This is a genomic window from Bradyrhizobium sp. USDA 4541, from assembly GCF_024171085.1.
GTDB classification, from domain to species: Bacteria; Pseudomonadota; Alphaproteobacteria; order Rhizobiales; family Xanthobacteraceae; genus Bradyrhizobium; species Bradyrhizobium australafricanum.
The window spans coordinates 2,592,588-2,617,390 of the sequence record NZ_JALJZF010000001.1; the positions used below are offsets into that span (position 1 = coordinate 2,592,588).

Sequence of the window (24,803 nt, forward strand, 5' to 3'; positions counted from 1 at the left end):
CCCCAGAGCATGATCCGGAAAAGTGCGAAGCGGTTTTCCGAAAAGATCATGATCAAACAAAGAGCTAAAGCGCGATGACGATTCGACCCAATCTCATCGCGCTTTAGAGGTCGGCCTGCATAACAAGTCGAAGAATTTCTGCAATGTCATATTCGCGCGATCAGGTGAGCGCGCTCCCAAAAAATTTGGTGCCTGTTTCCGGAGCAGTCATGCTTAGGCAACGCTCCGGTGCGAGGGCGCTGCGTCGTATTTATCCCCAGCGGGTCAGCCGGATCGAAATGATGGTGGCGAGGCCGAACGCCACCATTGCACCGCCGACCAGCGCAAACAGCGTCCACGCCGGGGCGCTCACGGTAGCGAGCCACCAGCCGCCGATGCCGACCAGCAGCAGGCGGATGGTGCCGGCCAGCACCGGTCCGCCGACCTTGGCCGCGCCCTGCGAGGAGAAATAGAGACAGACGCCGACGCCGAAGAAGCCGAAGCCCGGGCCGGCCAGCGCGAAATAGGACGAAGCCGCGGCGGTCACGCCGGGATCGGTGGTGAACAGCGCAATCCACAGCGTCGGCTTGAGCGCGACCACAAGTCCGACGAAGCCAACGACAAGTCCGGCGACGGTGCCGGCGGTCCACGCCACCTTGCGGGCGCGCGTCACGAGTCCCGCGCCGATCGCCATGCCGACTATCGGCACCGAGGCGACGCCGACCGCGAACGCGATCGGGATCAGCAAAAACTCCAACCGCGAGCCCATGCCGTAACCGGCCAGCGTCTCGGTGCCGAAGCTGGCCAGGATCTTGGTGAAGATCAGGATGGTCAGCACGCTCTGCAGCGGCGACAGGCAGGAGATCGCGCCGACCTTGAGAATGTCGAGGAACATCGCGCGCTGGAAGCTGAAGGCGGCGAAGTCGAGTTTCAACCGGCTGCGGCCAGAGGCGAGATACCAGGCGAGGAAGATCGCACCACACGTGAAGGCCGTGAGCTGTCCGGCGGCGACGCCGCGCATGCCGAGACCGGGCATGCCGAACAACCCGAGACCCAGCACGCCGCCGACCGCGATCTGGATCATCGAGACCGTGATCAGCGTCATCGAGGGAATTCGCATATCGCCGGTGCCGCGCACCACGGAGGCGAGCGTGTTGACCAGCCAGATCGAGATCGCGCCGGAGAACAGCACCTGCGAGTAATGCATCGACTGCTCGAGCACGCCGCCATGTCCGCCGAGCAGCGCATAGAATTTGCGGCCGAAGCCCAGCATCATCACGGTGAAGAACAGTCCGGCGCATCCGCCGATGATCGCCGCATGCAGCGCCAGATCGGCGGCGCGGTCGCGATCGCCGGCGCCGAGCGCGCGGCTGATCGCCGACGAGACGCCGCCGCCCATCGCGCCGGCCGACATCATCTGCGTCAGCATCGCGAACGGAAACACCAGCGCAATGCCGGCCAGCGGCTCGGTGCCGAGCCGGCCGATGTAAGAGGTCTCGGCCACCGCGACCAGCGTCGAGCCGAACATGGCGATGGTGTTCGGGATCGCGAGGCGAAGCAGCGTCGGCAGGATCGGCGCGGTCAGCAGGTCATTGACCGGCGTGGCGGGCGCGGCCGTGGCCGGCTGCACGTCGTCGATCGAGGCATCAATGGTCATGCGTCACGGCTCACTTCGCAAGCGGGAGAGGGGCGCACTGCAATCCAACGCCAGTGAACCGGGCTCGCAATCAATAAATGATGATCAACATGTTACGAGGTTGCACCGTTGATCGCCACCGCCGCCGATGCAGGGGTCACCACGGCAGGCCGCATAGGTCGATCTTGCCCTGGCGCGGCGCGCGGACGATGTCGTTGACGAACGGCGCCATCGCCTCGAAGCGGATCTGCCCGGAAGGCTGCTCGCAATAAACTTCGCCGCTGAAGGGATGCCAGCCGCGCGCCTGGTAGAACGCGAAATTGTGCGGCTCGCAGAATAAGATTGCAAATTTCACCGCGTCGTTGGCACGAATGGTGTGCACGGCAGCATCCAACGCGAGTGACGCATAGCCGCGCCGCCGGCAGTCCGCGCGGGTCGAGACTCCGCCGATGCCGCCGACATGCACCTTGTGGCCATTCCAGGTGATGGTCCGGAAATAGATACCGACATGGCAGGCCAGCCCGCTGTCGTCGGGCGCATCGAGCAGTACGCGCAAATCCGCGTGGGCCCATTTGATGTCCGCCCAGACCGGCTTCTCGGCGGCATCCGGGCTCCAGACCGCCTGGAGCAGCGGCTCGGCGCGCTTCCACGACGCATCTCCGTTGAGAATGTCGATTTCGATGCTCATCGTCTGGGTCCTTGGTCTTGGTTCGGGCTGTGCCGATCTGTCATGGGCGATCCGAAAATGCGGTGTTTCTCCGCCATGGAACCTTCTATAAGGGGGGCCCGTTAAGTGTAGTCTCCCACCCTCTGTTGGACATTACCCCATGACCTTCACGCTACCCGATCTGCCCTACGCCCACGACGCCCTTGCTCCCTACATGTCCAAGGAAACGCTGGAGTTTCACCACGACAAGCATCACCAAGCCTACGTCACCAACGGCAACAACGCGATCAAGGGGACCGAATTCGAAGGCAAGTCCCTCGAGGAGATCGTGAAGGGTTCGTTCGGCAAGAACGCGGCCGTCTTCAACAATGCCGGTCAGCACTACAACCACATCCATTTCTGGAAGTGGATGAAGCCGAATGGCGGCGGCAGCAAGCTGCCCGGCCGGCTCGAGAAGAAAATCAACGAGGACCTCGGCGGCTTCGACAAGTTCAAGGCCGACTTCGCTGCTGCCGGCGCCGGTCAGTTCGGCTCCGGCTGGGCCTGGCTGCAGGTCAAGGGCGGCAAGCTCGAGGTCGCCAAGACTCCGAACGGCGAGAACCCGCTGGTCCACGGCGCGGTGCCGATCCTCGGCGTCGACGTCTGGGAGCACTCCTACTACATCGACTACCGCAACCGCCGTCCGGACTATCTGAAGGCGTTCGTCGAAAACCTCGTCAACTGGGACTATGTCGACGAGCTGTTCGGCAAGGCCGGCTAAGCGCGGCTTCGACCGTCGCATATTTCTTCACCCTCCCCTGAAGGGGAGGGTCGTTTCGCATGCAGCGAAGCGAAATGCGAAACGGGGAGGGTCATCTCTCAGCACGAGCAGTCTCTCAATGGAGAGACTGTGACCCCGCCCCGCCGCTCATTTCATTCGCGTCGACCCTCCCCTTTCAGGGGTGGGTGATTTGAGTGTGCGGCAAGATGCGCCCTCACTCGACACACCAGCGGGGGCATTGGTGGGTAACGCGGCAAGCTATCTCCTCGTCTTCTTCGGCGGCGGTCTCGGCGCGACGTTGCGGCATTTGATCAACGTCACCTGCGCGCGCTGCATCGGCACCGCGTTTCCCTACGGCACCTTCATCATCAACATCACGGGCTCGACCGTGATGGGCCTGATCGCCGGCTATCTCGCCTTCAAGGGCGACGCCTCGCAGCCCTGGCGGCTATTTTTGATGACCGGCATCCTCGGCGGCTACACCACCTTCTCCGCCTTCTCGCTCGACACCGCGCTGCTCTACGAGCGCGGCGAGCTCGGCCTTGCGGTGTTGTATGTCGCGGGCTCGGTCGCTCTCTCGATCGCCGGCCTGTTCGCCGGGCTCGCGATCATCAGGCATTTGACGTGAGATGCACTCGGCACCGCCATCTCTGGAATACTGGATCACCCGCATGCGGGTGATGACACCGCGTGGTGTGGCAACTTGAATCGAGAACCATCCTTCCCGTCGTCCCGGCGAAGGCCGGGATCCATTACCCCAAGTCTCAAATGTTGCGCGCGCTGGGGCCGCGATCCCGTTCATCACTGAGTGCGGTGGTTTGGATCCCGGCCCCCGTGCGCAATTGCGCACTAGGCCGGGACGACGTGGGCAGGGGTCTCGTCACCTTCCATCCCGCGGAAACTGTTCATCTGTGGAACCCGCCAACCTCCCCGGCCGGCGGCATTTCCCGCCTCCAAATTTCCCTTTGGTAACCTCGCCTTAACCATGATTAGCGTTTGGTTAGGGTCGGAATGACGCGTGAAAAGCCCTCGTTTTGACATGTTGGCAGGGGAAGCAGGGCGCGGCTTTGGACGGGCCCCCCATGCGACAGATGTAAGAGGCTCTCGCGCAGTTTTGCCGCGCCGGGCGCGCGGCCGTGGAAGGGGTGCCGATTGGCGGCCCGCCGAATTGGGACACTTGCGTTGAGAGGATATTGCCGATGAATCCCGCCGACGTGGCTCAGTCAACTCTGCCACTGGCATCGAGCGACGTGTCGCTGATCGCGCTGTTCTGGCAGGCCCATTGGGTCGTCAAATGCGTGATGTTGGGACTTCTGTCCTGCTCGGTGTGGGTCTGGGCGATCGCAATCGACAAGATCCTGCTCTACGCCCGCACCAAGCGGGCCATGGACAAGTTCGAGCAGGCGTTCTGGTCCGGCCAGTCGATCGAGGAACTCTACCGGGCCCTCTCGGCCAAGCCGACCCAGTCGATGGCGGCCTGTTTCGTCGCGGCGATGCGGGAGTGGAAGCGCTCCTTCGAGAGCCAGTCGCGGTCCTTTGCCGGCCTGCAGGCGCGGATCGAGAAGGTCATGAACGTCTCGATCGCCCGGGAGGTGGAGCGGCTGGAACGCCGGCTGCTGGTGCTCGCCACCGTGGGCTCGGCAGGCCCCTTTGTCGGCCTGTTCGGCACCGTCTGGGGCATCATGTCGAGCTTCCAGTCGATCGCGGCCTCCAAAAACACCTCTTTGGCGGTGGTGGCGCCCGGTATCGCGGAAGCGCTGTTTGCCACTGCAATCGGCCTGATTGCCGCAATTCCGGCGACTATTTTCTACAATAAGTTCACTTCGGAGGTGAACCGGCAGGCCGCGCGCCTGGAGGGCTTCGCCGACGAGTTCTCCGCCATCCTGTCCCGTCAGATCGACGAGCGGGGTTGAGTTAGATGATGGTCACTTTTGCGGGTGTGCGATCATGGCGATGAGCATGGCAGGGTCCGGCGGTGGCAGACGCCGCCGCGGCGGCCGCAAGCCGGTCATGGCCGAGATCAACGTCACGCCGATGGTCGACGTGATGCTGGTGCTGCTGATCATCTTCATGGTCGCGGCGCCGCTGATGACGTCGAACATCGACATCGACCTGCCGGTGGCGAGCGGCGGCAAGTCGATCTCGTCGAACCAGCCGCCGCTGACATTGTCGGTCAAGCGCACCGGCGGCGGCTGCAACTCGAATGTCGAGCTCTATCTGGGTGACGCGCCGGTCACGGCCGCCGATTTTCCGGCCAAGATCAAGGCGATCGGTGACGCCCGGTCGGATGCCGAAAAAGTGGTCTATCTGCGTGGCGACAAGGACGTCTGTTACACGGATATGATGAAACTGCTCGGGGAGGTCCGGGCCGCGGGATTCAAGGCGAATATCGTCATCATCCCGGAAGGCGGATAACCACCATGCCAAGGCACGGGGAAGCCTGATTTGAAGGTCAAGGTCGACAAGACTCTGGCGGCATCGATTGTCCTGCACGTCCTCGTGATCGGGTGGGGCCTCGTGTCGTGGTCGACCAAGGCGTACGTGATGCCCGAAGAGGAATCGGTTGCCGTCGACGTGATCTCGCCCGACCAGCTCTCGCATGTCATGGCCGGTCAGAAGGACGGCAAGAAGGAAAATCCCAAGCCGCTGGTCGACAAGGTCGCTGAAGCCAAGCCGGTCGACGACACCGTCGGCAAGGTCGAGGAGAAAAAGCCCCCTGTCGTGACCGACACCGCGCCGCAGCCGGCGCCGAAGGTGGAGAAGCCGGAAGACAAGAAGCCGGATCCGCCGAAGAAGGTCGAGAACAAGCCGAAGGAAGAGCCGAAGCCGGTCGAGAAGAAACCCGATCCGGTGAAGCCCGACCCGATCGCGGAAGCGATCAAGAAGGAAGAGAAGAAGCCGCCGCCGAAGCCGGTCGCACAGGCCGCCAAGCCGCCGCCGGAGCAGAAGCCGAAGGATCGCGTGTTCGACCAGAGCAAGATCGCAGCCCTCCTCGACAAGCGTGACCCGACGCGGGCCGCGGCGACCGGCGATACGCTCAATGCCAATGCGGCGCTCGGCACCGCGAAGGGCAAGGCTGCCGACAACTCCGCGACCTGGGGCGCGATGTTCAAGCAGCAGGTCGAGCGCTGCTGGAAGAAGCCCTATGGTGGCATCGAGGCGCAGCAGACCGAGGCGGTGTTCTCGATCAAGCTGAAGCGTGACGGCTCGCTCGAGGGCATGCCGGTGCCGGAAGGCACGCCGGCGACGCCCTATCTGCGCGTCTATCAGGAGAGCGCGCTGCGGGCGATCATCGAATGCCAGCCGTACAATCTGCCGGCGGCCTTCTTCGACGAATGGAAGTATTTTGCGCCGGTGTTCACAGAGCGAAAGACCTGAGGGCGACGGCGTCGCTTGGCCAATAGCAAACAAAGTCTACGGACAATGACCGACCAGAATGATTTGCGTACAATGACGTTTCGCCTCGACCGCCGACAGATGATCTCCGGAATGGCTGCCCTTGGCGTGCTGGCCGGAAGCCGCAGCGCCTTTGCACAGAAGCGCGTCGTCATTCCGGAAGGCGACTTCGCGCCGCTGCCGATCGCGATCCCGAACTTCGCCGCCGGTACGCCCGGGGACACCGAGGTCGGTGTCGGCGTGACGCAGGTGATCACCAACAATCTGAAGCGCAGCGGCCTGTTTGCGCCGATCGATCAGGCGGCCTATCTCGAGAAGCAGATCAACATCGACGCGGCGCCGAACTTCAACAACTGGAAGAGCATCAACGCGCAGGCGCTGGTGACCGGCCGCATGACGCGCCAGGGCAACGGGCGCGTCAAGGCGGAGTTCCGGCTCTGGGACGTCAACACCGGCCAGCAGCTCGCCGGCCAGCAGTACGACACCTCGGCCGAATACTGGCGGCGCATCGCCCACATCATCTCCGACCAGATCTACGAGCGGCTGACCGGCGAGAAGGGTTATTTCGATACCCGCGTCGTGTTCGTCGACGAGAGCGGCTCGGCGGATCGCCGCGTCAAGCGGCTCGCGCTGATGGACCAGGACGGCGCCAATGTGCGCTACCTGACCCGCGGCTCGGATCTCGTGCTGACGCCGCGCTTCTCGCCGTCGACCCAGGAAATCACCTACATGGAATTCGGGCAGGGCGACCCGCGCGTCTATCTGCTCAACATCGAGACCGGCCAGCGCGAGATCGTCGGCAACTTCCCGGGCATGTCGTTCTCGCCGCGCTTCTCGCCCGACGGCCAGCGCGTCATCATGAGCCTGCAGCAGGGCGGCAACTCCAACCTGTTCGTGATGGATCTCCGCTCGAAGTCGATGACGCGGCTGACCGACACGCCGGCGATCGACACCTCGCCGTCCTACGCGCCCGACGGCACGCGGCTGTGCTTCGAGTCGGATCGCGGTGGCAAGCCGCAGATCTACGTGATGCCGGCAACCGGCGGCGGTGCACAGCGCATCTCGTTCGGCGACGGCACCTATTCGACGCCGGTTTGGTCGCCGCGCGGCGACTACATCGCCTTCACCAAGCAGGGCGGCGGGCAGTTCGCGATCGGCATCATGAAACCCGACGGTTCGGGCGAGCGCATCCTGACCTCGGGCTTCCACAATGAAGGCCCGACCTTTGCGCCGAACGGGCGCGTCGTGATGTTTTTCCGCGATCCCGGCGGCAACAGCGGCCCGTCGCTGTTCACCATCGACGTCTCCGGCCGCAACGAGCTGCGGGTACCGACCCCGGGCTTTGCCTCCGACCCGGCCTGGTCGCCGCTGTTGTCGTGAGCCGGGTGCAGAGCTGCTCCGGGAACCTCGGCGGCGGTCAACACTTCTCACCTAGCGCACTGAATTTTATAGTGAATTCCGGTCGTCGCCTGGGCGCGGCAAGGACTTGCTAACGATGTTCGCTCAGAAAGACTTCACCTGCGATCAGTAAGAGTGCGAGCTGAAAAGGACGCGCGCTCTCACAATGCAGTTTGCAAGTCAGACGGGTGAACCGGACCGGTCGATGTCGCCGACGATTTCGGCGGCACTGGTCGATTCCCTGTTCATGAACCCAGCGCCCATGATTTTCGGCGCCTTCGGTCCCGCCATTGCGGGCGCCGTGATTGCGGCTGTCACGAGCAATCTGTTGTGCTGGCTATGCGTGCCGCTGTTCATCGTGGTGGGGCTGGCGCGCGCGCTGCAGATGTACCGCTACCAGCAGCGCAATTCCCGGCTCACCGTCGAAGAGTCCGTGACCTGGGAGAAGCGTTACCGGATCGGCACCATCGCCTACGGCATCTCGCTCGGCATCTGGGGCGTCACCGTGCTGCTCACGACCAATGATGCCGCCGCGCACATGCTGTGCGTGACCACGGTGGTCGCCTACACCTCGGCGGGGGTAGGGCGGACCTTCGGCCGGCCGCAGATCTTCCACCTGCATCTGTTGATGTCGATCGGTCCCCTGATCCTGGCGCTGATGTATGTCGGCGGCCCCTATCACATCGCCCTTGCACTGCTCAGCCTGGTGTTCTTCAGCGCCATCCGGCATCTGACCTCCAGCCTGCAGCGCATCTACGTCAACGCCTGGATCGCCAAGGAGCGCGAGGCCGCGCTGGCGGGCCAGTTCGATACCGCGCTGAACAACATGCCGCACGGCCTGTGCATGTTCAGCGCCGACGGCCGCGTTGCGGTGATGAACCACCGCTTCATCGAGATGATGCAGCTGTCGGACGATTTCGTGCAGCGCGGCGCCAGCGCGACCGACATCTGCAACGCCTGTGTCCTGTCCGGCTCGATCTCGGCCGCGGCCGCACAGCAGATCCTCTACGAGATCGAGAGCTCGCAGCGCGGCGATATCGTCACCAGCGATCCCGACCCAACCAAGAACCGCTCGCTCGACTGGACTTTCCAGCCGATGGCCGGCGGCGGCACGGTGGTGCTGGTCGAGGACATCACCGAGCGCAAGGACGCCGAGGCCCGGATCAGCCACCTCGCGCGCTACGACGAGCTGACCGCGCTGCCCAACCGCGTCAATTTCCGCGACGAAATCGGCCGGCTGCTCGCCATGCAGCACGGCGACCATCGCTCCGCATTGCTGTTCGTCGACCTCGACCAGTTCAAGCAGGTCAACGATACGCTCGGTCATCCCTGCGGCGACCAGCTGCTCTGCGCGGTCGCCGAGCGGCTGCGCGAGATGCTGCGGCCGGAGGATTTCGTGGCGCGGTTCGGCGGCGACGAGTTCGTGGTGTTCCAGCAGAACATCCACTCGCACGAGGACGCTGCGGCGCTGGCTCGTCGCATCGTCGACCGCCTCAGCGAGCGCTACAAGATCGACAACCATTTGGTCGAGATCGGCGCCAGCGTCGGCATCGCGATGACCGCGCCCGGCGTCGGCGCCGACACGCTGCTGAAGAACGCCGACATGGCGCTCTACCGCGCCAAGGCCGACGGCCGCGGCACCTTCTGCTTCTTCCGCGACGAGATGGCGCAAACCGTCGAGGCCCGCCGCATCCTCGAGCTCGACCTGCGCAAGGCGCTCGCCAACGAGGAATTCGAGCTGTTCTACCAGCCGCTGATCAACCTGAAGTCCGGCAAGGTGAGCACCTGCGAGGCGCTGCTGCGCTGGAACCATCCGGCACGCGGCACGGTCTCTCCCGTCGACATCATCCCCGTTGCCGAGGACATGGGCCTGATCGTCGATCTCGGCCGCTGGATCCTGCGCAAGGCCTGCATGGAATGCATGAAGTGGCCCGAGGCGGTCAGCGTCGCGGTCAACTTCTCGCCGCAGCAGTTCCACCAGCGCGACGTGCTGAGCGAGGTTCGCTACGCACTCGAGGTCTCCGGCCTGCCGGCGCACCGGCTCGAGATCGAGATCACCGAATCCTCGCTGCTGCACAACACCGAGCTGACCCACGACTTGCTGTCCCAGCTGCGCTCGCTCGGCGTGCGGATCTCGCTGGACGATTTCGGCACCGGCTACTCGTCGCTCAGCTACCTGCACAATTTTCCGCTGCAGAAGGTCAAGATCGACCGCTCCTTCCTCGAGGGCATCGACAGCGACCGTCCGCTGACCCTGCTGCGGGGGGTGGCGCGACTGTCGGCGGATCTCGGCATGTCGGTCGTGGTCGAGGGCATCGAGACCAATGAGCAGCTCGAACTGATCAGCGCCGATGGCGCGGTGACCGAAGCACAGGGATACCTGTTCAGCCGGCCGGTTCCCTCCGTCCGCATCCGCCAGCTGCTCAATGCCTCGCACGGCCGGCGGACCGACGAGCAACTGCACGTGGTTCCCTCGCGCTCGATCGCTTGACCCGGCGCAATACCCTCAATCGATAGTTGTGAGAGCCTTCGGCTGCACCATTCGTAGTGTACCCTTGCGGCGAGAGGTTAACTGTATTGCCTCGATTGCTTTGACGGAAATTAAGAAGCTGTTAATCTTTTGGCCGCGCGTTGAAGTTGTTGCGTTGTTCAGGGAGTACCAAATGAGGTCCGCGGCCGAAGCCATCAAGCCCGCGACAGGAAGGCTTGCGGACCCTCTGGATCAAGTCGATTACCGCCTCGCTCAGACCCCGGAACAGAAAGACGAGATCTACCGGCTTCGCTATCGCGCCTATCTGCGCGAAGGCGCGATCCGGCCCTCGGCGGATGAGCGGGTTGTCGATCAGTTCGATGATGCGCCGAATGCCTGGGTGTTCGGTGTCTATCTGCAAGGCGAACTCTGCAGCTCGATCCGCATCACCGTGGTGACGCCGGAATGGCGTACCTCGCCGACGCTCGAGGTGTTCGGCGACGTGCTGCTGCCGAAGCTTGATCAGGGTCTGGTCTTCATCGACTCGACGCGCTTCGTCGCGGATCCCGAGAAGGCCCGGAACGTCCCGGAACTGCCCTATGTCACCGTGCGCCTCGGCTCGACCGCGGGCGTGCACTTCAACGCCGATTACGGCCTGGCGCCGGTCCGGCCCGAGCACATGGCGTTCTACCGGCGTGTGTTCCTGCACGAGACCTGGTCGGAGCCGCGGCTCTATCCCGGGCTGGTGAAGCCGGTCGGCTTGATGGCGTCGCATTTGCCGACGGTGCGGGAACGCGTGCTGGCCCGCTATCCCTTCCTGCGCTCCAGCGCCTTCGAGCGGCGCATGCTGTTCGACCGCGAAGGCCAGTTGCAGCCCGACGGCTTCGTGCAGCCGTTCGAGCGCGCTTCGATCGTGCCGAATCCCTGAGGGAATCGGCCATTCTCATCGAGTCAGTGTCGATCGACTGTTGCGCGCAGGCCAAATTGTCCTGCAAAAGCGGCCGGTTCCCGCGAACCTTGCCTTCCCTTCACCATCGCGCCACATTTGCCACCCATTAACCATCGGGGGCGCTTTTCGCCATTGCCTGGCATTTGATGGGGTTCAGCAAGGTCTCGTCAAGGTTGACGGAACGTTCGCTTAACCATCGCCCTGTAGACCGATTGGGTAGTACGAAGAGCGCGAGCGTGGAGGCTCCGGGAATGAATTATCTCCAGGGTATGAAGCTGGTTGCGGTTCTGGCGGTGGCGCTGTCGATGGGCGCCTGCGCCAACAAGAACCCGTTGGACGCCAATGGCGCGATTGGGGGCGCCGCGACCCCGGGCAGCCAGCAGGATTTCGTGGTCAATGTCGGCGACCGCGTGTTCTTTGAGAGCGATCAGACCGATCTCAGCCCGCAGGCGACGGCGACCCTCGACAAGCAGGCGCAGTGGCTGCAGACCTATAACCGTTACTCCTTCACCATCGAAGGTCATGCCGACGAGCGCGGCACCCGCGAATACAACATCGCGCTCGGTGCCCGCCGTGCCCAGTCGGTCCGCGCTTACCTTGCCTCGCGCGGCATCGATCCGAGCCGCATGCGCACCATTTCCTACGGCAAGGAGCGTCCGGTCGCGGTCTGTAACGACATCTCCTGCTGGTCGCAGAATCGTCGCGCCGTCACCGTGCTGAACGCCAGCTCCTGACGCGAACCTGAATGAGTGTTTTCAAGCCGGCGCCTTCAGGGCGCCGGTTTTTGTTTTGGCCGCGTGAAGGCCCGGCCCGCCGTCATCAAGATGAACGAAGCTGCGCGCAATTGGCCGCTTGCTTGTTCCAGCGTCCGTACTAAACCGGTATCCCGCGACGCTGTCCCGGATTTGAAGTGCCAGTCACAATTCCGGCGTACTCCGTCTTTCAATGTCGCTCGCTTTTCACGTCGATCTCGTCGTCAGGGCAAAATGTCATCCAGGATTCATTTTCTTTCCTCCGCCGCGGCGATCGCGGCGTTGCTCGCCGTTTCCGCGCCAGTGTTTGCCCAATCCGACGATTCCGATGCTGAAATGCGGATCGAGCGGCTCGAGAACCAGCTGCGGCAGCTGACCGGCCAGAACGAGGAACTGCAATACCGTAACCGCCAGCTCGAGGAGCGGCTGCGGCAGCTTGGCGGGCAACCGCCCGGCCCAGCTGGACAGGCTCCGGCGGGCCAACCCGTTGCGGCGGCGCCACCGGCGCAGCAACCGCAGGCCTACCCGCAAGCGCAGCCGGGCTACGCCCAGCCCCAGCAAGGCTACGGCCAGCCGCAGCAAGGATATGGCAGGCCGCCGCAGGGCGGCTATGACCAGCAGCAGCAGATCGCGGCGCCTGCGCCGATCGCGCAGGAGCCGGCGCCGGCGGCTTCCGGCCGCCGCGGCCGCGGCGATGCCTTCGATCCGAACCAGAACCCGAATGCCCCAGGGGCGCCGCGCGCACTTGGCGGCGGCGGGATGCCGATGCCCGGTGAGGCGGCGGTTGGTGCGCCCGGCGGCCGTGGGGCAGGCGAGCCGCTCAATCTCGGCAACACCAGCCCGCAGCGTGCGCCCGGCGCGAGCGCAGCCCTGACCACGCTGCCGCCGTCGGCGACGTCGAAGGACGAGTTCGACCTCGGCATCGGCTATATGCAGCGCAAGGACTATGCGCTCGCCGAAGAGACGATGAAGAACTTCGGCCAGAAGTATCCGAACGATCCCCTGGTGGCGGACTCGCAATACTGGCTCGGCGAAAGCTATTTCCAGCGCCAGCAATATCGCGATGCTGCGGAGACCTTCCTCGGCGTGACCACCAAGTTCGACAAGTCCGCGAAGGCGCCCGACGCCCTGCTGCGGCTCGGCCAGTCGCTGGCGGCGCTGAAGGAGAAGGAAGCGGCCTGCGCCGCGTTCGGCGAGATCACGCGGAAGTACCCGCGCGCGTCCGGCGGGGTCAAGGCTGCGGTTGATCGCGAGCAGAAGCGCGTGAAGTGCTAAACCAGATGCGGGAAGGCCGCTTCCGGCCTCTCCGCCAGCAGCTGGTTTTGCGATGCCCGACGATCAATCCGCCATCCCGGCAAGGGACGCCAAGCGCCTGTTCGCAGGCCTTGCGGGCGCGCCGGCGCTCCTGCTTGCGGTGTCCGGCGGTCCCGATTCAGTCGCGCTGATGTGGCTCGCCGCGCGCTGGCGCCGCGCGCTCGCGCAGGGACCGCGGCTGGTGGCGGTCACGGTCGATCACGGCCTGCGTCCTGAAGCGGCTCGCGAGGCGCGCGACGTCAAGCGGCTGGCGCGAAGTCTCGAGCTGCCGCATCACACGTTGCGTTGGACTGGACCAAAGCCTGGAACCGGCGTGCCGGCGGCCGCGCGCGCGGCCCGCTATCGACTGCTCGCGCAGGCCGCACGCAAGCATGGCGCCACGCATATTTTGACCGCGCACACCCGTGACGATCAGGCCGAGACGCTGTTGATGCGGATGCTGCGCGGCAGCGGCGTTGCGGGCCTCTCGGCAATGGCGCGCGAGACCGAGCGCGATGGCGTCTTGCTGACACGGCCGCTGCTCGACATCTCCAAGGCCCAGCTGATCGCGACGCTGCAGAAGGCGCGCATCGGCTTTGCCGACGATCCGACCAACCGCGATCGAACCTTCATGCGTCCGCGGCTGCGCGCGCTGATGCAGATGCTCGCGGCGGAGGGCGGCGACGCGCGGAACCTGGCGCGGCTTGCCGCGCGGATCGCGCGCGCCAACGCCGCCCTGGAGGTGCTGGTCGACGGCGCCGAGCACTATCTTGCGTTGAAGAGCGAGGATAACTCTGGCACGGGCTTCGATGCTGCACTGTTCGCAGTAATGCCCGAGGAAATTCGCGTCCGTCTGCTCAAGCGCGCCATCGACCGCGTCGGACATGAGGGCCCGGCCGAGCTCGGCAAGGTCGAAACCCTGCTCGCCGCGATGGACGAGGCCTTGGATGGGACTTTGGGAAAACGCGAATCCAGGCTGAAACAGACCCTTGCCGGAGCGGTCATCAGCATCGCTGCCGGCCGGATCAGGATCGGCCCGGCACCGCCCCGCCGGGCGCGCTCCCGCTGAGCCGGGTTCGATTGTTTCAATCGCTGTCATAATCGGGCAAAGAGGCTTAACCACCCCGGAAAAACACCGGATTCAGCGCCATTTTTTGACCGGGAATCGCGCTAGGATGCGGTAAATAGTCGTGCGTGGTTCCCTTGGCATCTACCCCAGCGGCACCTAAATTGTATGCCATCGACGGGATGGATTCCCTGGGGATTCCCACAGAGCCTGCCCAAGGATAGAGAGAGGCCGCGATCCGCGCGACCACGAAGGAAGACCATGAACGCCAATCTGCGGAATTTCGCCCTCTGGGTCATCATTGTCCTGCTGTTGCTGGCGTTGTTCACGCTTTTCCAGAATCCTGGCCAGCGCTCGTCGTCCTCGGACATCTCGTTCTCGCAGCTTCTCACTGAGGTCGATCAGGGCCATGTCCGCGACGTCGTGATCCAGGGGCCGGAGATTCACGGCACCTTCAACAACGGCACGAGCTTCCAGACCTACGCGCCGAGCGATCCGACGCTCGTGAAGCGCCTCTTTGACGCCAAGGTGCAGATCACCGCGAAGGCGCCCGGCGATAACGTCCCGTGGTTCGTCTCGCTGCTCGTCTCCTGGTTGCCGTTCATCGCGCTGATCGGCGTGTGGATCTTCCTGTCGCGGCAGATGCAGGGCGGCGCCGGCAAGGCGATGGGCTTTGGCAAGTCGCGCGCCAAGATGCTGACCGAGGCCCATGGCCGCGTCACCTTCGAGGACGTCGCTGGTGTCGACGAGGCCAAGCAGGATCTGCAGGAGATCGTCGAATTCCTCCGCGACCCCGGCAAATTCCAGCGGCTCGGCGGACGGATTCCGCGCGGCGTGTTGCTGGTCGGCCCTCCCGGCACCGGCAAGACGCTGATCGCGCGCGCGGTCGCGGGCGAAGCCAACGTGCCGTTCTTCACCATCTCCGGTTCTGACTTCGTCGAGATGTTCGTCGGCGTCGGCGCGAGCCGCGTCCGCGACATGTTCGAGCAGGCCAAGAAGAACGCGCCCTGCATCATCTTCATCGACGAAATCGACGCGGTCGGCCGTCATCGCGGCGCCGGCCTCGGCGGCGGCAACGACGAGCGCGAGCAGACGCTGAACCAGTTGCTGGTCGAGATGGACGGCTTCGAGGCCAATGAGGGCGTGATCCTGATCGCGGCGACCAACCGTCCCGACGTGCTCGATCCCGCGCTGCTGCGTCCCGGCCGCTTCGACCGCCAGGTCGTGGTGCCGAACCCGGACGTCGTCGGCCGCGAGCAGATCCTCAAGGTTCACGTCCGCAAGGTGCCGCTGGCGCCGGATATCAACCTCAAGACCATCGCGCGCGGCACCCCGGGCTTCTCGGGCGCCGACCTGATGAACCTCGTCAACGAGGCTGCGCTGACCGCCGCCCGCCGCAACAAGCGGATGGTGACGCAGGCCGAGTTCGAAGAGGCCAAGGACAAGGTGATGATGGGCGCCGAGCGCAAGTCGCTCGTGATGACCGAGGAAGAGAAGCTGCTGACGGCCTATCACGAGGGCGGCCACGCCATCGTTGGCCTCAACGTCGTCGCGACCGATCCGATCCACAAGGCGACCATCATTCCGCGCGGCCGTGCGCTGGGCATGGTGATGCAGCTGCCGGAGCGCGACAAGCTGTCGATGTCGCTCGAGCAGATGACTTCGCGCCTTGCCATCATGATGGGTGGCCGCGTCGCCGAAGAGTTGATCTTCGGCCGCGAGAAGGTGACCTCGGGCGCCGCCTCCGACATCGAGCAGGCGACCCGCCTTGCCCGCATGATGGTGACGCGCTGGGGCCTCTCGGAAGAGCTCGGCACCGTCTCCTACGGCGAGAACCAGGACGAGGTGTTCCTCGGCATGTCGGTCTCGCGCACGCAGAATGCGTCCGAGGCGACCGTCCAGAAAATCGACTCCGAGATCAGGCGTCTGGTCGAGGAAGGCTACAACGAGGCGACCAAGATCCTCACCGAGAAGCGCGAGGATCTCGAGGCGCTCGCCAAGGGCCTGCTCGAGTTCGAGACGCTGACCGGCGACGAGATCATCGACCTCTTGAAGGGCAAGAAGCCCAATCGCGAGTCGGTGCTGGAGCCGTCGACGCCGCGCGCATCCGCCGTGCCGCCGGCCGGCAAGCCGCGCCCGCGTCCCGATCCGGACACCGGCATGGAGCCGCAGCCGCAGGCGTAAGCCTCGCCCGCGATGGCCGGCACTTCCGGCAGACCAGTTGTGCAAAAGCTCGGCCTCAAGCCGGGCTTTTGTATTTTTGTCGACGGGTTGTCCGTTCCCTATGGCGACGTTGTCGGCGAGCTGCCCGCCGATGTGCTGGTAGCGAAGACCGCACGGGCACCGCTCGATGCCGTGCACCTGTTCGCCGCCAAGGCCGAGGGGCTTGCGGCCAGGCTGCGGCGTTACCGTCATGCGATCGCCCCTGACGGCATGATCTGGGTATCGTGGCCGAAGAAGAGTTCGGGTGTCGCGACCGACCTTACGGAGAAGGAGGTCCGCGCAACCGGGCTCGCGAACGGCTTGGTCGACGTCAAGGTCTGTGCGGTCGATAACGTCTGGTCGGGGCTGAAATTCGTGATCCCGGTCAGGGACCGCGGCAAGCGCTGAAATCGCGCCTTTCGAATATCCGTGGCCTCCGCTGCAACGCCGTGGCATCCTCCCGCCAAGCCGTCAAACGGCACAGCCGCGATGTCTGAAGGCGCGGCAAGAAAAAGGGAAGGGGAGGCCGATGCGCAAGGCATTCGGCGCGCTTGGCGCCATTTCGTTCCTGCTGCTGCCCACGTCTTCTCTCGCCGACGAGATGCGGGGCGTCACATCAACCGAAATCAGGATCGGCCAGACCATGCCCTATAGCGGGCCGGTGTCGGCGTTCGGCGCACTCGGCAAGGGCGAAGCCGGCTATTTCAGGATGCTGAACGAGCGCGGCGGCATCAATGGCCGCAAGATCAACTTCATCTCGCTGGACGATTCCTACGCGCCGCCGAAGACGGTGGAGCAAACGCGCCGCCTCGTCGAGAGCGACGAGGTCGCGCTGATCTTCTCCTCGATCGGCACCGCGCACAACACCGCGATCGCAAAGTACCTGCAGGGCAAGAACATCCCGCAGCTGTTCCTGGCCTCCGGCGCCTCGAAATTCGGCGGCGTCACGCAATTCCCGCAGGCGACGATGGGCGTGCAGGCGCCGTTCCGCTACGAGGCACGGCTCTATGCGCGCTATGCGCTGGCGAAGAATCCGAATGCAAGGTTCGCCGTCATCTCGCAGAACGACGACTACGGCCGCGACTATCTCGCCGGCCTCAAGGACGTGCTCGGCGAGAAGTATGAGTCTCTGGTCACGGTTGCGACCTATGAGATCACGGACCCGACGATCGACTCCCAGATCGTCAAGCTGAAGGCCACCAATGCCGACGTCTTCGTGATCGCGGCGACGCCGAAATTCGCGGCGCAGTCGATCCGCAAGGCCTTTGAGATCGGCTGGCGGCCGATGACTTTCCTGTCCAACACAGCGGTGTGGATCTCGACCGTGATGCAGCCTGCCGGCCTCGAGGCCGGCACCGGCATCATCTCCACGGCCTATGTGAAGGATCCGGACGACCCGGCATGGAGCGACGATCCCGGCATGAAGGGCTGGCGCGAGTTCATGACCAGATACGTGCCGGAAGGCGACCAGCACGACACCAACTACGTCAACGCCTACAACAGCGCGATGGCGCTGGAGGCGGTGCTGAAGGCCTGCGGCGACGATCTCTCGACCGAGAACATCCTGCGTCAGGCATTCGCGATCAAGGGCCTGGAATTGCCGATGTTGCTGCCGGGCATCAAGGTCAACACCTCGCCGGCCGACCACGTGCCGGTCGATCAGATGCAACTGATGCGCTTCAACGGCAAGACCTGGGATCGCTTCGGCGAGCTTCAGACAGGGAATTGAGGGTGGGGCTGATCGCGCTTGAACTGTGAGCGCCGGGGATCAAACCCGTCATCCTGAGGAGCCGCGCAGCGGCGTCTCGAAGGATCGACGGCCCGACTGGTGGCCGATTCATCCTTCGAGGCTCGCCCGGCGGCGCAATTGCGCCGCAAGGCTCGCACCTCAGGATGACGGGACGACGATGCGATTTTGGACTTGTGCGGCGTCGGTTAGTTCGTGCTCTGACCCGCCGCCGCCGCGCCGGTCTTCGTCTCGTCCGAGCGTACATGGATCACGGCGATGTCGTCCTTGTACAGCCGCTTCCAGCCCTTCAGGTGATCCAGCGCGTTGCCGGCGGGCGAGTCCGAGCTCAGCAGCGTGGCATCGATCCGGTATTTGTCGAGCAGGCCCAGCAGCCGGCCGACGTCGCGGGCGTCGAGCGCATCGTAATAGTCGAGCACGAATTGCTCGCCATAGAGCTCGGCGCGGCCGTCGATGAACACCTTCATGTCGCGGCTGACCATGTAGCCGCCAAACGGCGCGGTGCTGAACACGCGCTGCGCCTTGTGCTGCTGCAGCACATCGACCGCGGCAACGGGCGAGAACATCGGCAGGAATTTGAACTGATGCTGCGCGACGAACATCCCCGTCGTCACCCACGCGCCGATCACCATCGCGATCACAGCCAGGATCGTGACGACGGGGAATGCGCGCGTTTCTCCGAAGCGGGCGGCGGTGGCGCCTGCCGTTCCCCATTGCTCGGCGATCGGCTTGGCGAGCACCAGCGGAGCGATGAACGCGAATACCTCGATGTTGCGGACATGGCTCAGCGCCATCCAGATCAGCGCGAGCAGCAGCAGGATCCGCGGCACCGACAGCGTCAGCCTGCGATAGCAGATCAGGCCGATCAGGCCGAGCAGCGTGGCTTCGAAGAAGCTGGGCTTGCTGAAATCCGCCGGCTTCCATTCCCCGATCAGCGTCAGCAATTTGCCGAGGCTGAGGATCTTGGTCGCGCCGAGCAGGCTGTTCCAGCCATAGGGCGTCAGGCAGCTCGCGGCCAGCGCGGCGAGGCCGAACAGGCCCCATCGCACGACAAGCTGGCGGCGGCGGCCGGGCTCCGCGTTCCACACCGCCTCCAGTCCGATCGGTCCGATCAGCGCCAGGCCGAGAACGAAGCCGCCATGCAGATTGGCCCACAGCGTCATCAGCGGCAGCAGCCACCATGACGGTGAGGCGCGGCGATCCGCGGCCACGAGCAGGCCGCCGATGAACGCCAGCAGCACCGGCAGCGCCAACACATGCGGCCGCGCCAAGAAGTGGATCGTCGACAACAGCAGCGCCAGCGCCGCGATCAGAAGCGCGCGCGCCGGATCGAAATACGGGCTCAACAGATGCAGGAAGATTGCGACCGTCGCGCCGATCGCCATCGACGACAGGATCACCGGCCCGGCCCAATCGCCGCCGTATACGAGCGCGTACACCACCTGCGACAGCCACGAGCTCGAGATCCAGGGCTCGCCGAAACGGGTGAACGAGAACACGTCCGATGTCGGCATCGCGCCGTGTTCGAGGATCCACTGTCCGACCCGGATCTGCCACATCGTGTCGGAATCGCGCAGCAGGATTTCGCCGGCCGAGAGATAAAACAGATAGGCGCCCACGGCGGCGCACAGCGGCACCAGTCCTCGCGCCGCGCTACGGCTGCTCACGCTGCTGGTGATGGAGAGTGACATGCGCTTTCTTGCTTGTTTCGGCCGGGGGCATCCAGAGCCAACGCCACGCGTGATGCTGGCGCGCACTCGACCACGGCTTCCGATAAATTCGGGTAAATGCCGCGGCGATATCGCGAGTGTGCGCAAGATCAGATGTCTCGATTTCGAGCGATCACCTTAGCCGGCGATTTACCATCGCGGCCCTGAACCGGTCGGGGAGAGGCCCGAAGCACCGCCGGCTCAATCAGAGGTGGTACCAGAGGTTGCAAAAAAATCCTTACAATTCCAGCTTGTCAACCAGTCTGAATAGTTGTTCACTTCTTCAGGCGATTGCGGGATCAATCGCTCAAAACGTTGAAGACTCGTGTGTTCTGCCGGTGGGCGCCGGCCGGGGCGCACGGCGGGGGGACGGAACGCCATGGTTTACCGGCGAACTCATCAGGTCGTGAAACGGCTGGCCGCGCGGCGCAGCGCCATCCTGTCGGCTGCGCGGGACGCGGCGGCGGCGGGCGGCATGGCGGCGGTCCAGATCGCACCCGTCGCGGTGCGGGCCAATGTCGCGGCGGGAACAGTCTACCGCTATTTCCCGTCGAAGGCCGAGCTGATCTCGGAATTGATCACGGAAGTCTCGCGCGACGAGCTCACGGCGATTCGGCGTGCCGCCGATGCTGCGCCGGGGCCGTCATCGGCGCTTGCCGCCGCGGTGACGACGATCGCGGTCCACGTGCTGTCGCAGCGCAAGCTCGCCTGGGGCATTTTGGCCGAGCCGGTCGACGTCGACGTCACCGCCTCGCGCCTCGCCAGCCGCCGCGATATTTCCGGCGAGCTTGCCATGCGCATCGATGCCGCGGTGCGCGCCGGGCACCTGCCGGCGCAGGACACGGCGCTGGCCGCCACCGCCTTGCTCGGCGCGCTGCACGAAGCGCTGGTCGGCCCGCTGGCGCCGGCCAATCTCGACGATCCGATCAAGCTGCGTGACGCGGTGCAGACCGTGACGCTGCTAGCGCTGCGCGCGGTCGGCGTGATGGACGCACGCGCGCGTGGCCTCGTGGTGCAGGCGACGACTCCGGCGAAGGCGCTGGTCGGCGCCTGAGTCCAGGATGAGGCCAACGCGCGCGAAGAACACTTCTGTCGCATTGGCGTTGTAGTTTTGCGGGCTGGGTTCAACCAACCTCACGGAGCAACCCATGACGACAACCCATGGCTCGGCCAAATGGCAGGGCGGCATCAAGGACGGCAAGGGCGCGATCTCGACCAAGAGCGGCGCGCTCTCGGATTACCCCTACGGCTTCGCCAGCCGTTTCGAGGGCAAACCGGGTTCGAACCCGGAGGAGCTGATCGGCGCGGCGCATGCCGCCTGCTTCACGATGGCGCTGTCGTTGATCCTGGGAGAAGCCAAGCTCACGGCGGAGCATATGGAGACCAAGGCCGATGTGACCCTGGAGAAGGTTGCCGACGGCTTCGCCATCACCGCGGTGCATCTGACGCTGTCGGCGAAGATCCCGGGCGCCGACAACGCGACGTTCCAGGAACTGGCCGGCAAGGCGAAGGCCGGATGTCCGGTGTCGAAGCTGCTCAACACCAAGATCACGCTCGACGCGTCATTGCAGGGCTGATCGCGGCGCGGCGGGTTAGAGCGTTTTCGAGCGAAATAGGCACCGGTACGCGTGAAGAAAACGCGCCAAACAGGAATCTAGAGCTGCGCGTCGCCCTTCGGGCCGACCGAGGCGATACGCAGCATGTTGGTGGTGCCGGGGGCGCGGAGCGGCACGCCGGCGACGATGATGACGCGCTGGCCGGCCTTGGCAAAACCGTCGCGGAACGCAATCGAGCCGGCGCGGTCGACCATGTCGTCGAGATCGTGGGCGTCCTCGGCGACCACGCAATGGACGCCCCACACCACCGACAGCTTGCGGCCGGTGACGAGGTTCGGCGTGATCGCGACCACCGGCACCTTAGGCCGCTCGCGCGCCACCCGGATCGCGGTCGAGCCTGATGACGTCCAGCAGATGATCGCCGACAGGTCGAGCGTCTCGGCGATCTGCCGCGCGGCGTCGGCAATGGCGTCACCCACCGTCGCTTCGGGATCGACGCGCTGCGCGTTGATCACGTTGCGATAGGTCGGGTCGCGCTCGACCTCCTCGCCGATGCGGTTCATGGTGGAGACTGCCTCCACCGGGAATTTGCCGGCGGCGGATTCCGCCGACAGCATGATGGCGTCGGCGCCTTCGTAGACGGCGGTGGCGACGTCGGAGACTTCGGCGCGCGTCGGCACCGGCGCCTGGATCATCGATTCCAGCATCTGGGTTGCGACCACCACCGGCCTGCCGGCGCGGCGCGCCATCCGGATCATCTGCTTCTGCAGGCTCGGTACCCGTTCCAGCGGCAGTTCGACGCCGAGATCGCCGCGCGCCACCATCAGCGCGTCCGACGCTTCGATGATGTCGGCAAGGCGGTCGATCGCCTGCGGCTTCTCGATCTTGGCCATCACGGCGGCGCGGCCGCGGATCATCTTCTTGGCCTCGATCACGTCCTCGGCGCGCTGCACGAAGGACAGCGCGACCCAGTCGATCCCCTCCGGCAGCGCGGCTTCCAGGTCGGCGCGGTCCTTTGCGGTCATCGCCGACACCGGCAGATCGGTATCGGGCAGGCTGACGCCCTTGCGGTCCGACATCTTGCCGCCGATCACGACGCGCGTGACCGCGCGCTCGGGCGAGGTTTCCTCGGCGATCAGCCGCACCTTGCCGTCGTCGAGCAACAGCGCATGGCCCGGGCGGAGCGCCGCGAGGATCTCCGGATGCGGAAGCTGGACGCGGCTGTTGTCGCCCGGCGTCTTGTCGGAATCCAGAATGAAGCTCTGGCCGTTCTTGAGCTGGGTCGCGCCTTCCGCGAACGAGCCAAGCCGCAGCTTCGGCCCTTGCAGGTCGACCAGGATGCCGATCGGCCGGCCGTAGCTCGATTCGACATTGCGGATGGTCTTGACCAGCTCCCGCATCTTGTCATGCGGGGTATGGCTCATGTTGATGCGGAAGACGTCGGCGCCCGCCTCGAACAGCTTGCGGATCATCGCGCTGTCTGAGGAGGCCGGGCCGAGCGTTGCGAGGATCTTGATTCGACGCAGTCGTCTCATGGTTTGTTTCCGGGTGGTGCGGCTGGCGGCAGACCAGACGCGCCCGGCGGCGCTGCGCCCGGCGGCGGGTTGGGCAGGCCCGGCATCGCCCCGGGACTTCCTGGACCCACGCCGCCCGGCATTCCCGGTACTTTCTGCGGCTGTTGTTCGTTGGCTTCGGTCAGCTGGACGGTCCATGCACGCTGCTCGCCGGTGTCGACCTCGAAGAAGCCGGTGCGGTCGAACCCGCGCGCCAGGCAATTTTCGGTGCCCTTGATGGTGAATTCCTTGTCGCGCGAGCACATGAAGGCCTGGCCGGACCATTCGCCGCCGCGATCATAGTCGAGAGCGTAGATGTAGTAGTAGCGCGCCACAAGGTTGCCGCGCAGCAAGGTCTCGCAGGTGCGCGACGACACATTCCACCAGCCCTCGGTGGTCCAGCCCTCGGCGTCCTTGTAGCCGAGCGCGATGCCGACGCGGCTCGAGGTGTTGTTGCAGAGCCGGAAATCGGCCGCCGCCGGGCTCGTCCACAGGCAGGCCGCGACCAGCGCCAGCACCGGCAGGAGGCCGGCCAACGTCAGACGGATATTGCGGGGAGCTGAGGCAAGGGAATCTGTTGGGCTCATGCAGCGAAGCTATATCAAATCATGGACGATTTCGCGTGCCCGGCCGGCACTGTCAACGGGCGGGCGCCCGTCTGCGACGCTGTCGGACCATGGCCGGGGTGGCCGGACCGGTCCGTTTTGCGCGCCGATATGGCAAAATCTGTGACAATTCCCACCTGATATCAATATGGTGAGCGCGACACACGGGATCACGATCATGAGCATTGACGACAAAACCAGAACGGAACTCGAGGCCGCGGTCTTCCGGCGTCTCGTCAGTCACCTGCGCAACCGCACCGATGTGCAAAACATCGACCTGATGAACCTCGCCGGCTTCTGCCGCAACTGCCTGTCCAACTGGATGAAGGAAGAGGCCGACGCCAAGGGCCTTGCCGTGAGCAAGGACGAGAGCCGTGAGGCGGTCTACGGTATGCCGTATGAGGAATGGAAGGCGAAGTATCAGGGCAGCGCGACGCCGGAGCAACTCGCGGCGATGAAGAAAGCCCAAAGCGGGCATTAAGCCGAGCAACGTCATTCCGGGATGGTGCGTTAGCACCAGACCTCAGATGCGCAATTGCGCATCGGGGAATCTCGAGATTCCGGGTTCGATGCTGCCGCATCGCCCCGGAATGACGTTTATACCTGAAAGACCAGCATCTCCTGTGGGCGCGCTGTGGATGAGCGCGATGTTTCCTTGACGGAACGCGCGCCAAAATCGAGGGTCGCCCGCAGCAAGCGGTGCGCAAGGCGCGTATTCGCGTAACATTTCAATGCCAGTTCAGGAGTGCGCGATGGCCACCACGTCTGCCGCCGTCAAGGAAGAGCCCGCAACGCGATTTGCCAAGGACCAGCTCAAGTCCATCATCGAGCGCATCGAGCGGCTGGAAGAAGAGAAGAAGACGATCTCGGACGACATCCGCGACGTTTATGCCGAGAGCAAGGGCAACGGCTTCGACGTCAAGGCGCTGCGCGCCATCATCCGTCTGCGCAAGCAGGATCCGAACGAGCGCCAGGAGCAGGAGACCATCCTGGAGACCTACATGCAGGCGCTGGGGATGCTCTGAGGCGGCCAGCGGCCACCCCTGCTGGCGTTTGCCAAGGCGC

The 24,803-nt window shown here is 64.7% G+C and carries 23 protein-coding genes; 18 read left to right on the forward strand and 5 right to left on the reverse strand.

The features are described 5' to 3' along the window. Positions 1 to 250 precede the first annotated feature (250 nt). Together J2R80_RS12055 and J2R80_RS12060 are read right to left on the reverse strand one after the other, a co-directional pair. Positions 251 to 1,636 (reverse strand): MATE family efflux transporter, encoded by a 1,386-nt coding sequence (locus J2R80_RS12055; protein WP_076828013.1) that lies wholly within the window; start codon positions 1,634 to 1,636, stop codon positions 251 to 253. Positions 1,637 to 1,772: 136 nt separating this feature from the next. After that, positions 1,773 to 2,303, reverse strand: coding sequence for a GNAT family N-acetyltransferase (locus tag J2R80_RS12060; protein ID WP_076828015.1), 531 nt, complete (start codon positions 2,301 to 2,303; stop codon positions 1,773 to 1,775). A 139-nt stretch (positions 2,304 to 2,442) separates the two neighbouring features. Here J2R80_RS12060 and J2R80_RS12065 point away from each other — a divergent pair, with 139 nt between their 5' ends. The 14 genes from J2R80_RS12065 to J2R80_RS12130 all read left to right on the forward strand — a co-directional run bounded on the left by J2R80_RS12065 (position 2,443) and on the right by J2R80_RS12130 (position 18,297). Beyond that, positions 2,443 to 3,042 carry a superoxide dismutase gene (locus J2R80_RS12065; RefSeq protein ID WP_016846956.1) on the forward strand — a complete coding sequence of 200 codons (600 nt, stop codon included), beginning with the start codon at positions 2,443 to 2,445 and terminating at the stop codon, positions 3,040 to 3,042. Positions 3,043 to 3,283: 241 nt separating this feature from the next. Further along, positions 3,284 to 3,670, forward strand: coding sequence for a fluoride efflux transporter CrcB (crcB, locus tag J2R80_RS12070; RefSeq protein WP_076828042.1), 387 nt, complete (start codon positions 3,284 to 3,286; stop codon positions 3,668 to 3,670). A gap of 571 nt (positions 3,671 to 4,241) precedes the next feature. Continuing rightward, positions 4,242 to 4,955 (forward strand): protein TolQ, encoded by a 714-nt coding sequence (tolQ, locus tag J2R80_RS12075; RefSeq protein WP_016846954.1) that lies wholly within the window; start codon positions 4,242 to 4,244, stop codon positions 4,953 to 4,955. Positions 4,956 to 4,989: 34 nt separating this feature from the next. After that, a complete protein-coding gene (locus tag J2R80_RS12080; protein ID WP_016846953.1) occupies positions 4,990 to 5,457 on the forward strand; it encodes a biopolymer transporter ExbD in 468 nt (155 codons plus the stop codon). Positions 5,458 to 5,487: 30 nt separating this feature from the next. Further along, the gene (locus J2R80_RS12085) at positions 5,488 to 6,420 is read left to right on the forward strand and encodes a cell envelope integrity protein TolA (protein WP_057018118.1); all 933 of its coding nucleotides are present in this window, start codon (positions 5,488 to 5,490) and stop codon (positions 6,418 to 6,420) included. A 72-nt stretch (positions 6,421 to 6,492) separates the two neighbouring features. Beyond that, entirely contained in the window at positions 6,493 to 7,818 is a 1,326-nt protein-coding gene (tolB, locus tag J2R80_RS12090; protein WP_028340643.1) for a Tol-Pal system beta propeller repeat protein TolB, read from the forward strand. Positions 7,819 to 8,002: 184 nt separating this feature from the next. Next, the gene (locus J2R80_RS12095; RefSeq protein WP_076828017.1) at positions 8,003 to 10,327 is read left to right on the forward strand and encodes a bifunctional diguanylate cyclase/phosphodiesterase; all 2,325 of its coding nucleotides are present in this window, start codon (positions 8,003 to 8,005) and stop codon (positions 10,325 to 10,327) included. 172 nt (positions 10,328 to 10,499) lie between these two features. Beyond that, the gene (locus J2R80_RS12100) at positions 10,500 to 11,234 is read left to right on the forward strand and encodes a hypothetical protein (RefSeq protein ID WP_057018120.1); all 735 of its coding nucleotides are present in this window, start codon (positions 10,500 to 10,502) and stop codon (positions 11,232 to 11,234) included. A gap of 272 nt (positions 11,235 to 11,506) precedes the next feature. After that, positions 11,507 to 11,989, forward strand: coding sequence for a peptidoglycan-associated lipoprotein Pal (gene pal, locus J2R80_RS12105; protein ID WP_016846948.1), 483 nt, complete (start codon positions 11,507 to 11,509; stop codon positions 11,987 to 11,989). Between the two features lie 252 nt (positions 11,990 to 12,241). After that, a complete protein-coding gene (gene ybgF / locus J2R80_RS12110; RefSeq protein ID WP_076828018.1) occupies positions 12,242 to 13,282 on the forward strand; it encodes a tol-pal system protein YbgF in 1,041 nt (346 codons plus the stop codon). Positions 13,283 to 13,334: 52 nt separating this feature from the next. Continuing rightward, positions 13,335 to 14,369 (forward strand): tRNA lysidine(34) synthetase TilS, encoded by a 1,035-nt coding sequence (gene tilS / locus J2R80_RS12115; protein ID WP_057018121.1) that lies wholly within the window; start codon positions 13,335 to 13,337, stop codon positions 14,367 to 14,369. A gap of 258 nt (positions 14,370 to 14,627) precedes the next feature. Further along, on the forward strand, positions 14,628 to 16,550 hold the full coding sequence (gene ftsH, locus J2R80_RS12120) for an ATP-dependent zinc metalloprotease FtsH (protein ID WP_057018122.1): 1,923 nt from the start codon (positions 14,628 to 14,630) through the stop codon (positions 16,548 to 16,550). A 39-nt stretch (positions 16,551 to 16,589) separates the two neighbouring features. After that, a complete protein-coding gene (locus J2R80_RS12125) occupies positions 16,590 to 16,976 on the forward strand; it encodes a DUF3052 domain-containing protein (RefSeq protein ID WP_244558820.1) in 387 nt (128 codons plus the stop codon). A gap of 121 nt (positions 16,977 to 17,097) precedes the next feature. Continuing rightward, positions 17,098 to 18,297 carry an ABC transporter substrate-binding protein gene (locus tag J2R80_RS12130; RefSeq protein ID WP_253638609.1) on the forward strand — a complete coding sequence of 400 codons (1,200 nt, stop codon included), beginning with the start codon at positions 17,098 to 17,100 and terminating at the stop codon, positions 18,295 to 18,297. A 206-nt stretch (positions 18,298 to 18,503) separates the two neighbouring features. Here J2R80_RS12130 and J2R80_RS12135 read toward each other — a convergent pair whose 3' ends face one another. After that, positions 18,504 to 20,006: a hypothetical protein gene (locus tag J2R80_RS12135; RefSeq protein WP_076828024.1), complete on the reverse strand. Its 1,503-nt coding sequence runs from the start codon at positions 20,004 to 20,006 to the stop codon at positions 18,504 to 18,506. Between the two features lie 397 nt (positions 20,007 to 20,403). Here J2R80_RS12135 and J2R80_RS12140 point away from each other — a divergent pair, with 397 nt between their 5' ends. Together J2R80_RS12140 and J2R80_RS12145 are read left to right on the forward strand one after the other, a co-directional pair. Further along, a complete protein-coding gene (locus tag J2R80_RS12140) occupies positions 20,404 to 21,078 on the forward strand; it encodes a TetR/AcrR family transcriptional regulator (protein ID WP_026191806.1) in 675 nt (224 codons plus the stop codon). A 94-nt stretch (positions 21,079 to 21,172) separates the two neighbouring features. Continuing rightward, positions 21,173 to 21,601, forward strand: coding sequence for an OsmC family protein (locus J2R80_RS12145; protein ID WP_016841620.1), 429 nt, complete (start codon positions 21,173 to 21,175; stop codon positions 21,599 to 21,601). Positions 21,602 to 21,678: 77 nt separating this feature from the next. Here the strand turns inward: J2R80_RS12145 and pyk are convergent, their stop codons facing one another. Together pyk and J2R80_RS12155 are read right to left on the reverse strand one after the other, a co-directional pair. Then, complete coding sequence (gene pyk / locus J2R80_RS12150) at positions 21,679 to 23,115, reverse strand: pyruvate kinase (protein ID WP_076828028.1); 1,437 nt, start codon at positions 23,113 to 23,115, stop codon at positions 21,679 to 21,681. Then, positions 23,112 to 23,720, reverse strand: coding sequence for a DUF1036 domain-containing protein (locus tag J2R80_RS12155; protein ID WP_038377731.1), 609 nt, complete (start codon positions 23,718 to 23,720; stop codon positions 23,112 to 23,114). Before J2R80_RS12155 ends, pyk begins: the two co-directional genes overlap by 4 nt. 196 nt (positions 23,721 to 23,916) lie before the next feature. Between J2R80_RS12155 and J2R80_RS12160 the strand changes: the two genes are divergently transcribed. Together J2R80_RS12160 and J2R80_RS12165 are read left to right on the forward strand one after the other, a co-directional pair. Further along, positions 23,917 to 24,219 (forward strand): DUF1244 domain-containing protein, encoded by a 303-nt coding sequence (locus tag J2R80_RS12160; RefSeq protein WP_050422684.1) that lies wholly within the window; start codon positions 23,917 to 23,919, stop codon positions 24,217 to 24,219. Between the two features lie 271 nt (positions 24,220 to 24,490). Further along, entirely contained in the window at positions 24,491 to 24,763 is a 273-nt protein-coding gene (locus J2R80_RS12165; RefSeq protein WP_016841616.1) for a DUF2312 domain-containing protein, read from the forward strand. Positions 24,764 to 24,803: the final 40 nt, after the last annotated feature.

What these genes read in the sequence shown, in the direction of transcription:
- J2R80_RS12135 (WP_076828024.1), bottom strand. Translation starts at nt 20,006, where the DNA reads ATGTCACTCTCCATCACCAGCAGCGTGAGCAGCCGTAGCGCGGCGCGA.
- J2R80_RS12060 (WP_076828015.1), bottom strand. Translation starts at nt 2,303, where the DNA reads ATGAGCATCGAAATCGACATTCTCAACGGAGATGCGTCGTGGAAGCGC.
- ftsH (WP_057018122.1), top strand. Translation starts at nt 14,628, where the DNA reads ATGAACGCCAATCTGCGGAATTTCGCCCTCTGGGTCATCATTGTCCTG.
- J2R80_RS12155 (WP_038377731.1), bottom strand. Translation starts at nt 23,720, where the DNA reads ATGAGCCCAACAGATTCCCTTGCCTCAGCTCCCCGCAATATCCGTCTG.
- pyk (WP_076828028.1), bottom strand. Translation starts at nt 23,115, where the DNA reads ATGAGACGACTGCGTCGAATCAAGATCCTCGCAACGCTCGGCCCGGCC.
- ybgF (WP_076828018.1), top strand. Translation starts at nt 12,242, where the DNA reads ATGTCATCCAGGATTCATTTTCTTTCCTCCGCCGCGGCGATCGCGGCG.
- J2R80_RS12095 (WP_076828017.1), top strand. Translation starts at nt 8,003, where the DNA reads ATGCAGTTTGCAAGTCAGACGGGTGAACCGGACCGGTCGATGTCGCCG.
- J2R80_RS12160 (WP_050422684.1), top strand. Translation starts at nt 23,917, where the DNA reads ATGAGCATTGACGACAAAACCAGAACGGAACTCGAGGCCGCGGTCTTC.
- tolB (WP_028340643.1), top strand. Translation starts at nt 6,493, where the DNA reads ATGACGTTTCGCCTCGACCGCCGACAGATGATCTCCGGAATGGCTGCC.
- J2R80_RS12145 (WP_016841620.1), top strand. Translation starts at nt 21,173, where the DNA reads ATGACGACAACCCATGGCTCGGCCAAATGGCAGGGCGGCATCAAGGAC.
- J2R80_RS12065 (WP_016846956.1), top strand. Translation starts at nt 2,443, where the DNA reads ATGACCTTCACGCTACCCGATCTGCCCTACGCCCACGACGCCCTTGCT.
- J2R80_RS12140 (WP_026191806.1), top strand. Translation starts at nt 20,404, where the DNA reads ATGGTTTACCGGCGAACTCATCAGGTCGTGAAACGGCTGGCCGCGCGG.
- tolQ (WP_016846954.1), top strand. Translation starts at nt 4,242, where the DNA reads ATGAATCCCGCCGACGTGGCTCAGTCAACTCTGCCACTGGCATCGAGC.
- J2R80_RS12055 (WP_076828013.1), bottom strand. Translation starts at nt 1,636, where the DNA reads ATGACCATTGATGCCTCGATCGACGACGTGCAGCCGGCCACGGCCGCG.
- J2R80_RS12130 (WP_253638609.1), top strand. Translation starts at nt 17,098, where the DNA reads ATGCGCAAGGCATTCGGCGCGCTTGGCGCCATTTCGTTCCTGCTGCTG.
- J2R80_RS12165 (WP_016841616.1), top strand. Translation starts at nt 24,491, where the DNA reads ATGGCCACCACGTCTGCCGCCGTCAAGGAAGAGCCCGCAACGCGATTT.
- pal (WP_016846948.1), top strand. Translation starts at nt 11,507, where the DNA reads ATGAATTATCTCCAGGGTATGAAGCTGGTTGCGGTTCTGGCGGTGGCG.
- J2R80_RS12080 (WP_016846953.1), top strand. Translation starts at nt 4,990, where the DNA reads ATGGCGATGAGCATGGCAGGGTCCGGCGGTGGCAGACGCCGCCGCGGC.
- J2R80_RS12100 (WP_057018120.1), top strand. Translation starts at nt 10,500, where the DNA reads ATGAGGTCCGCGGCCGAAGCCATCAAGCCCGCGACAGGAAGGCTTGCG.
- tilS (WP_057018121.1), top strand. Translation starts at nt 13,335, where the DNA reads ATGCCCGACGATCAATCCGCCATCCCGGCAAGGGACGCCAAGCGCCTG.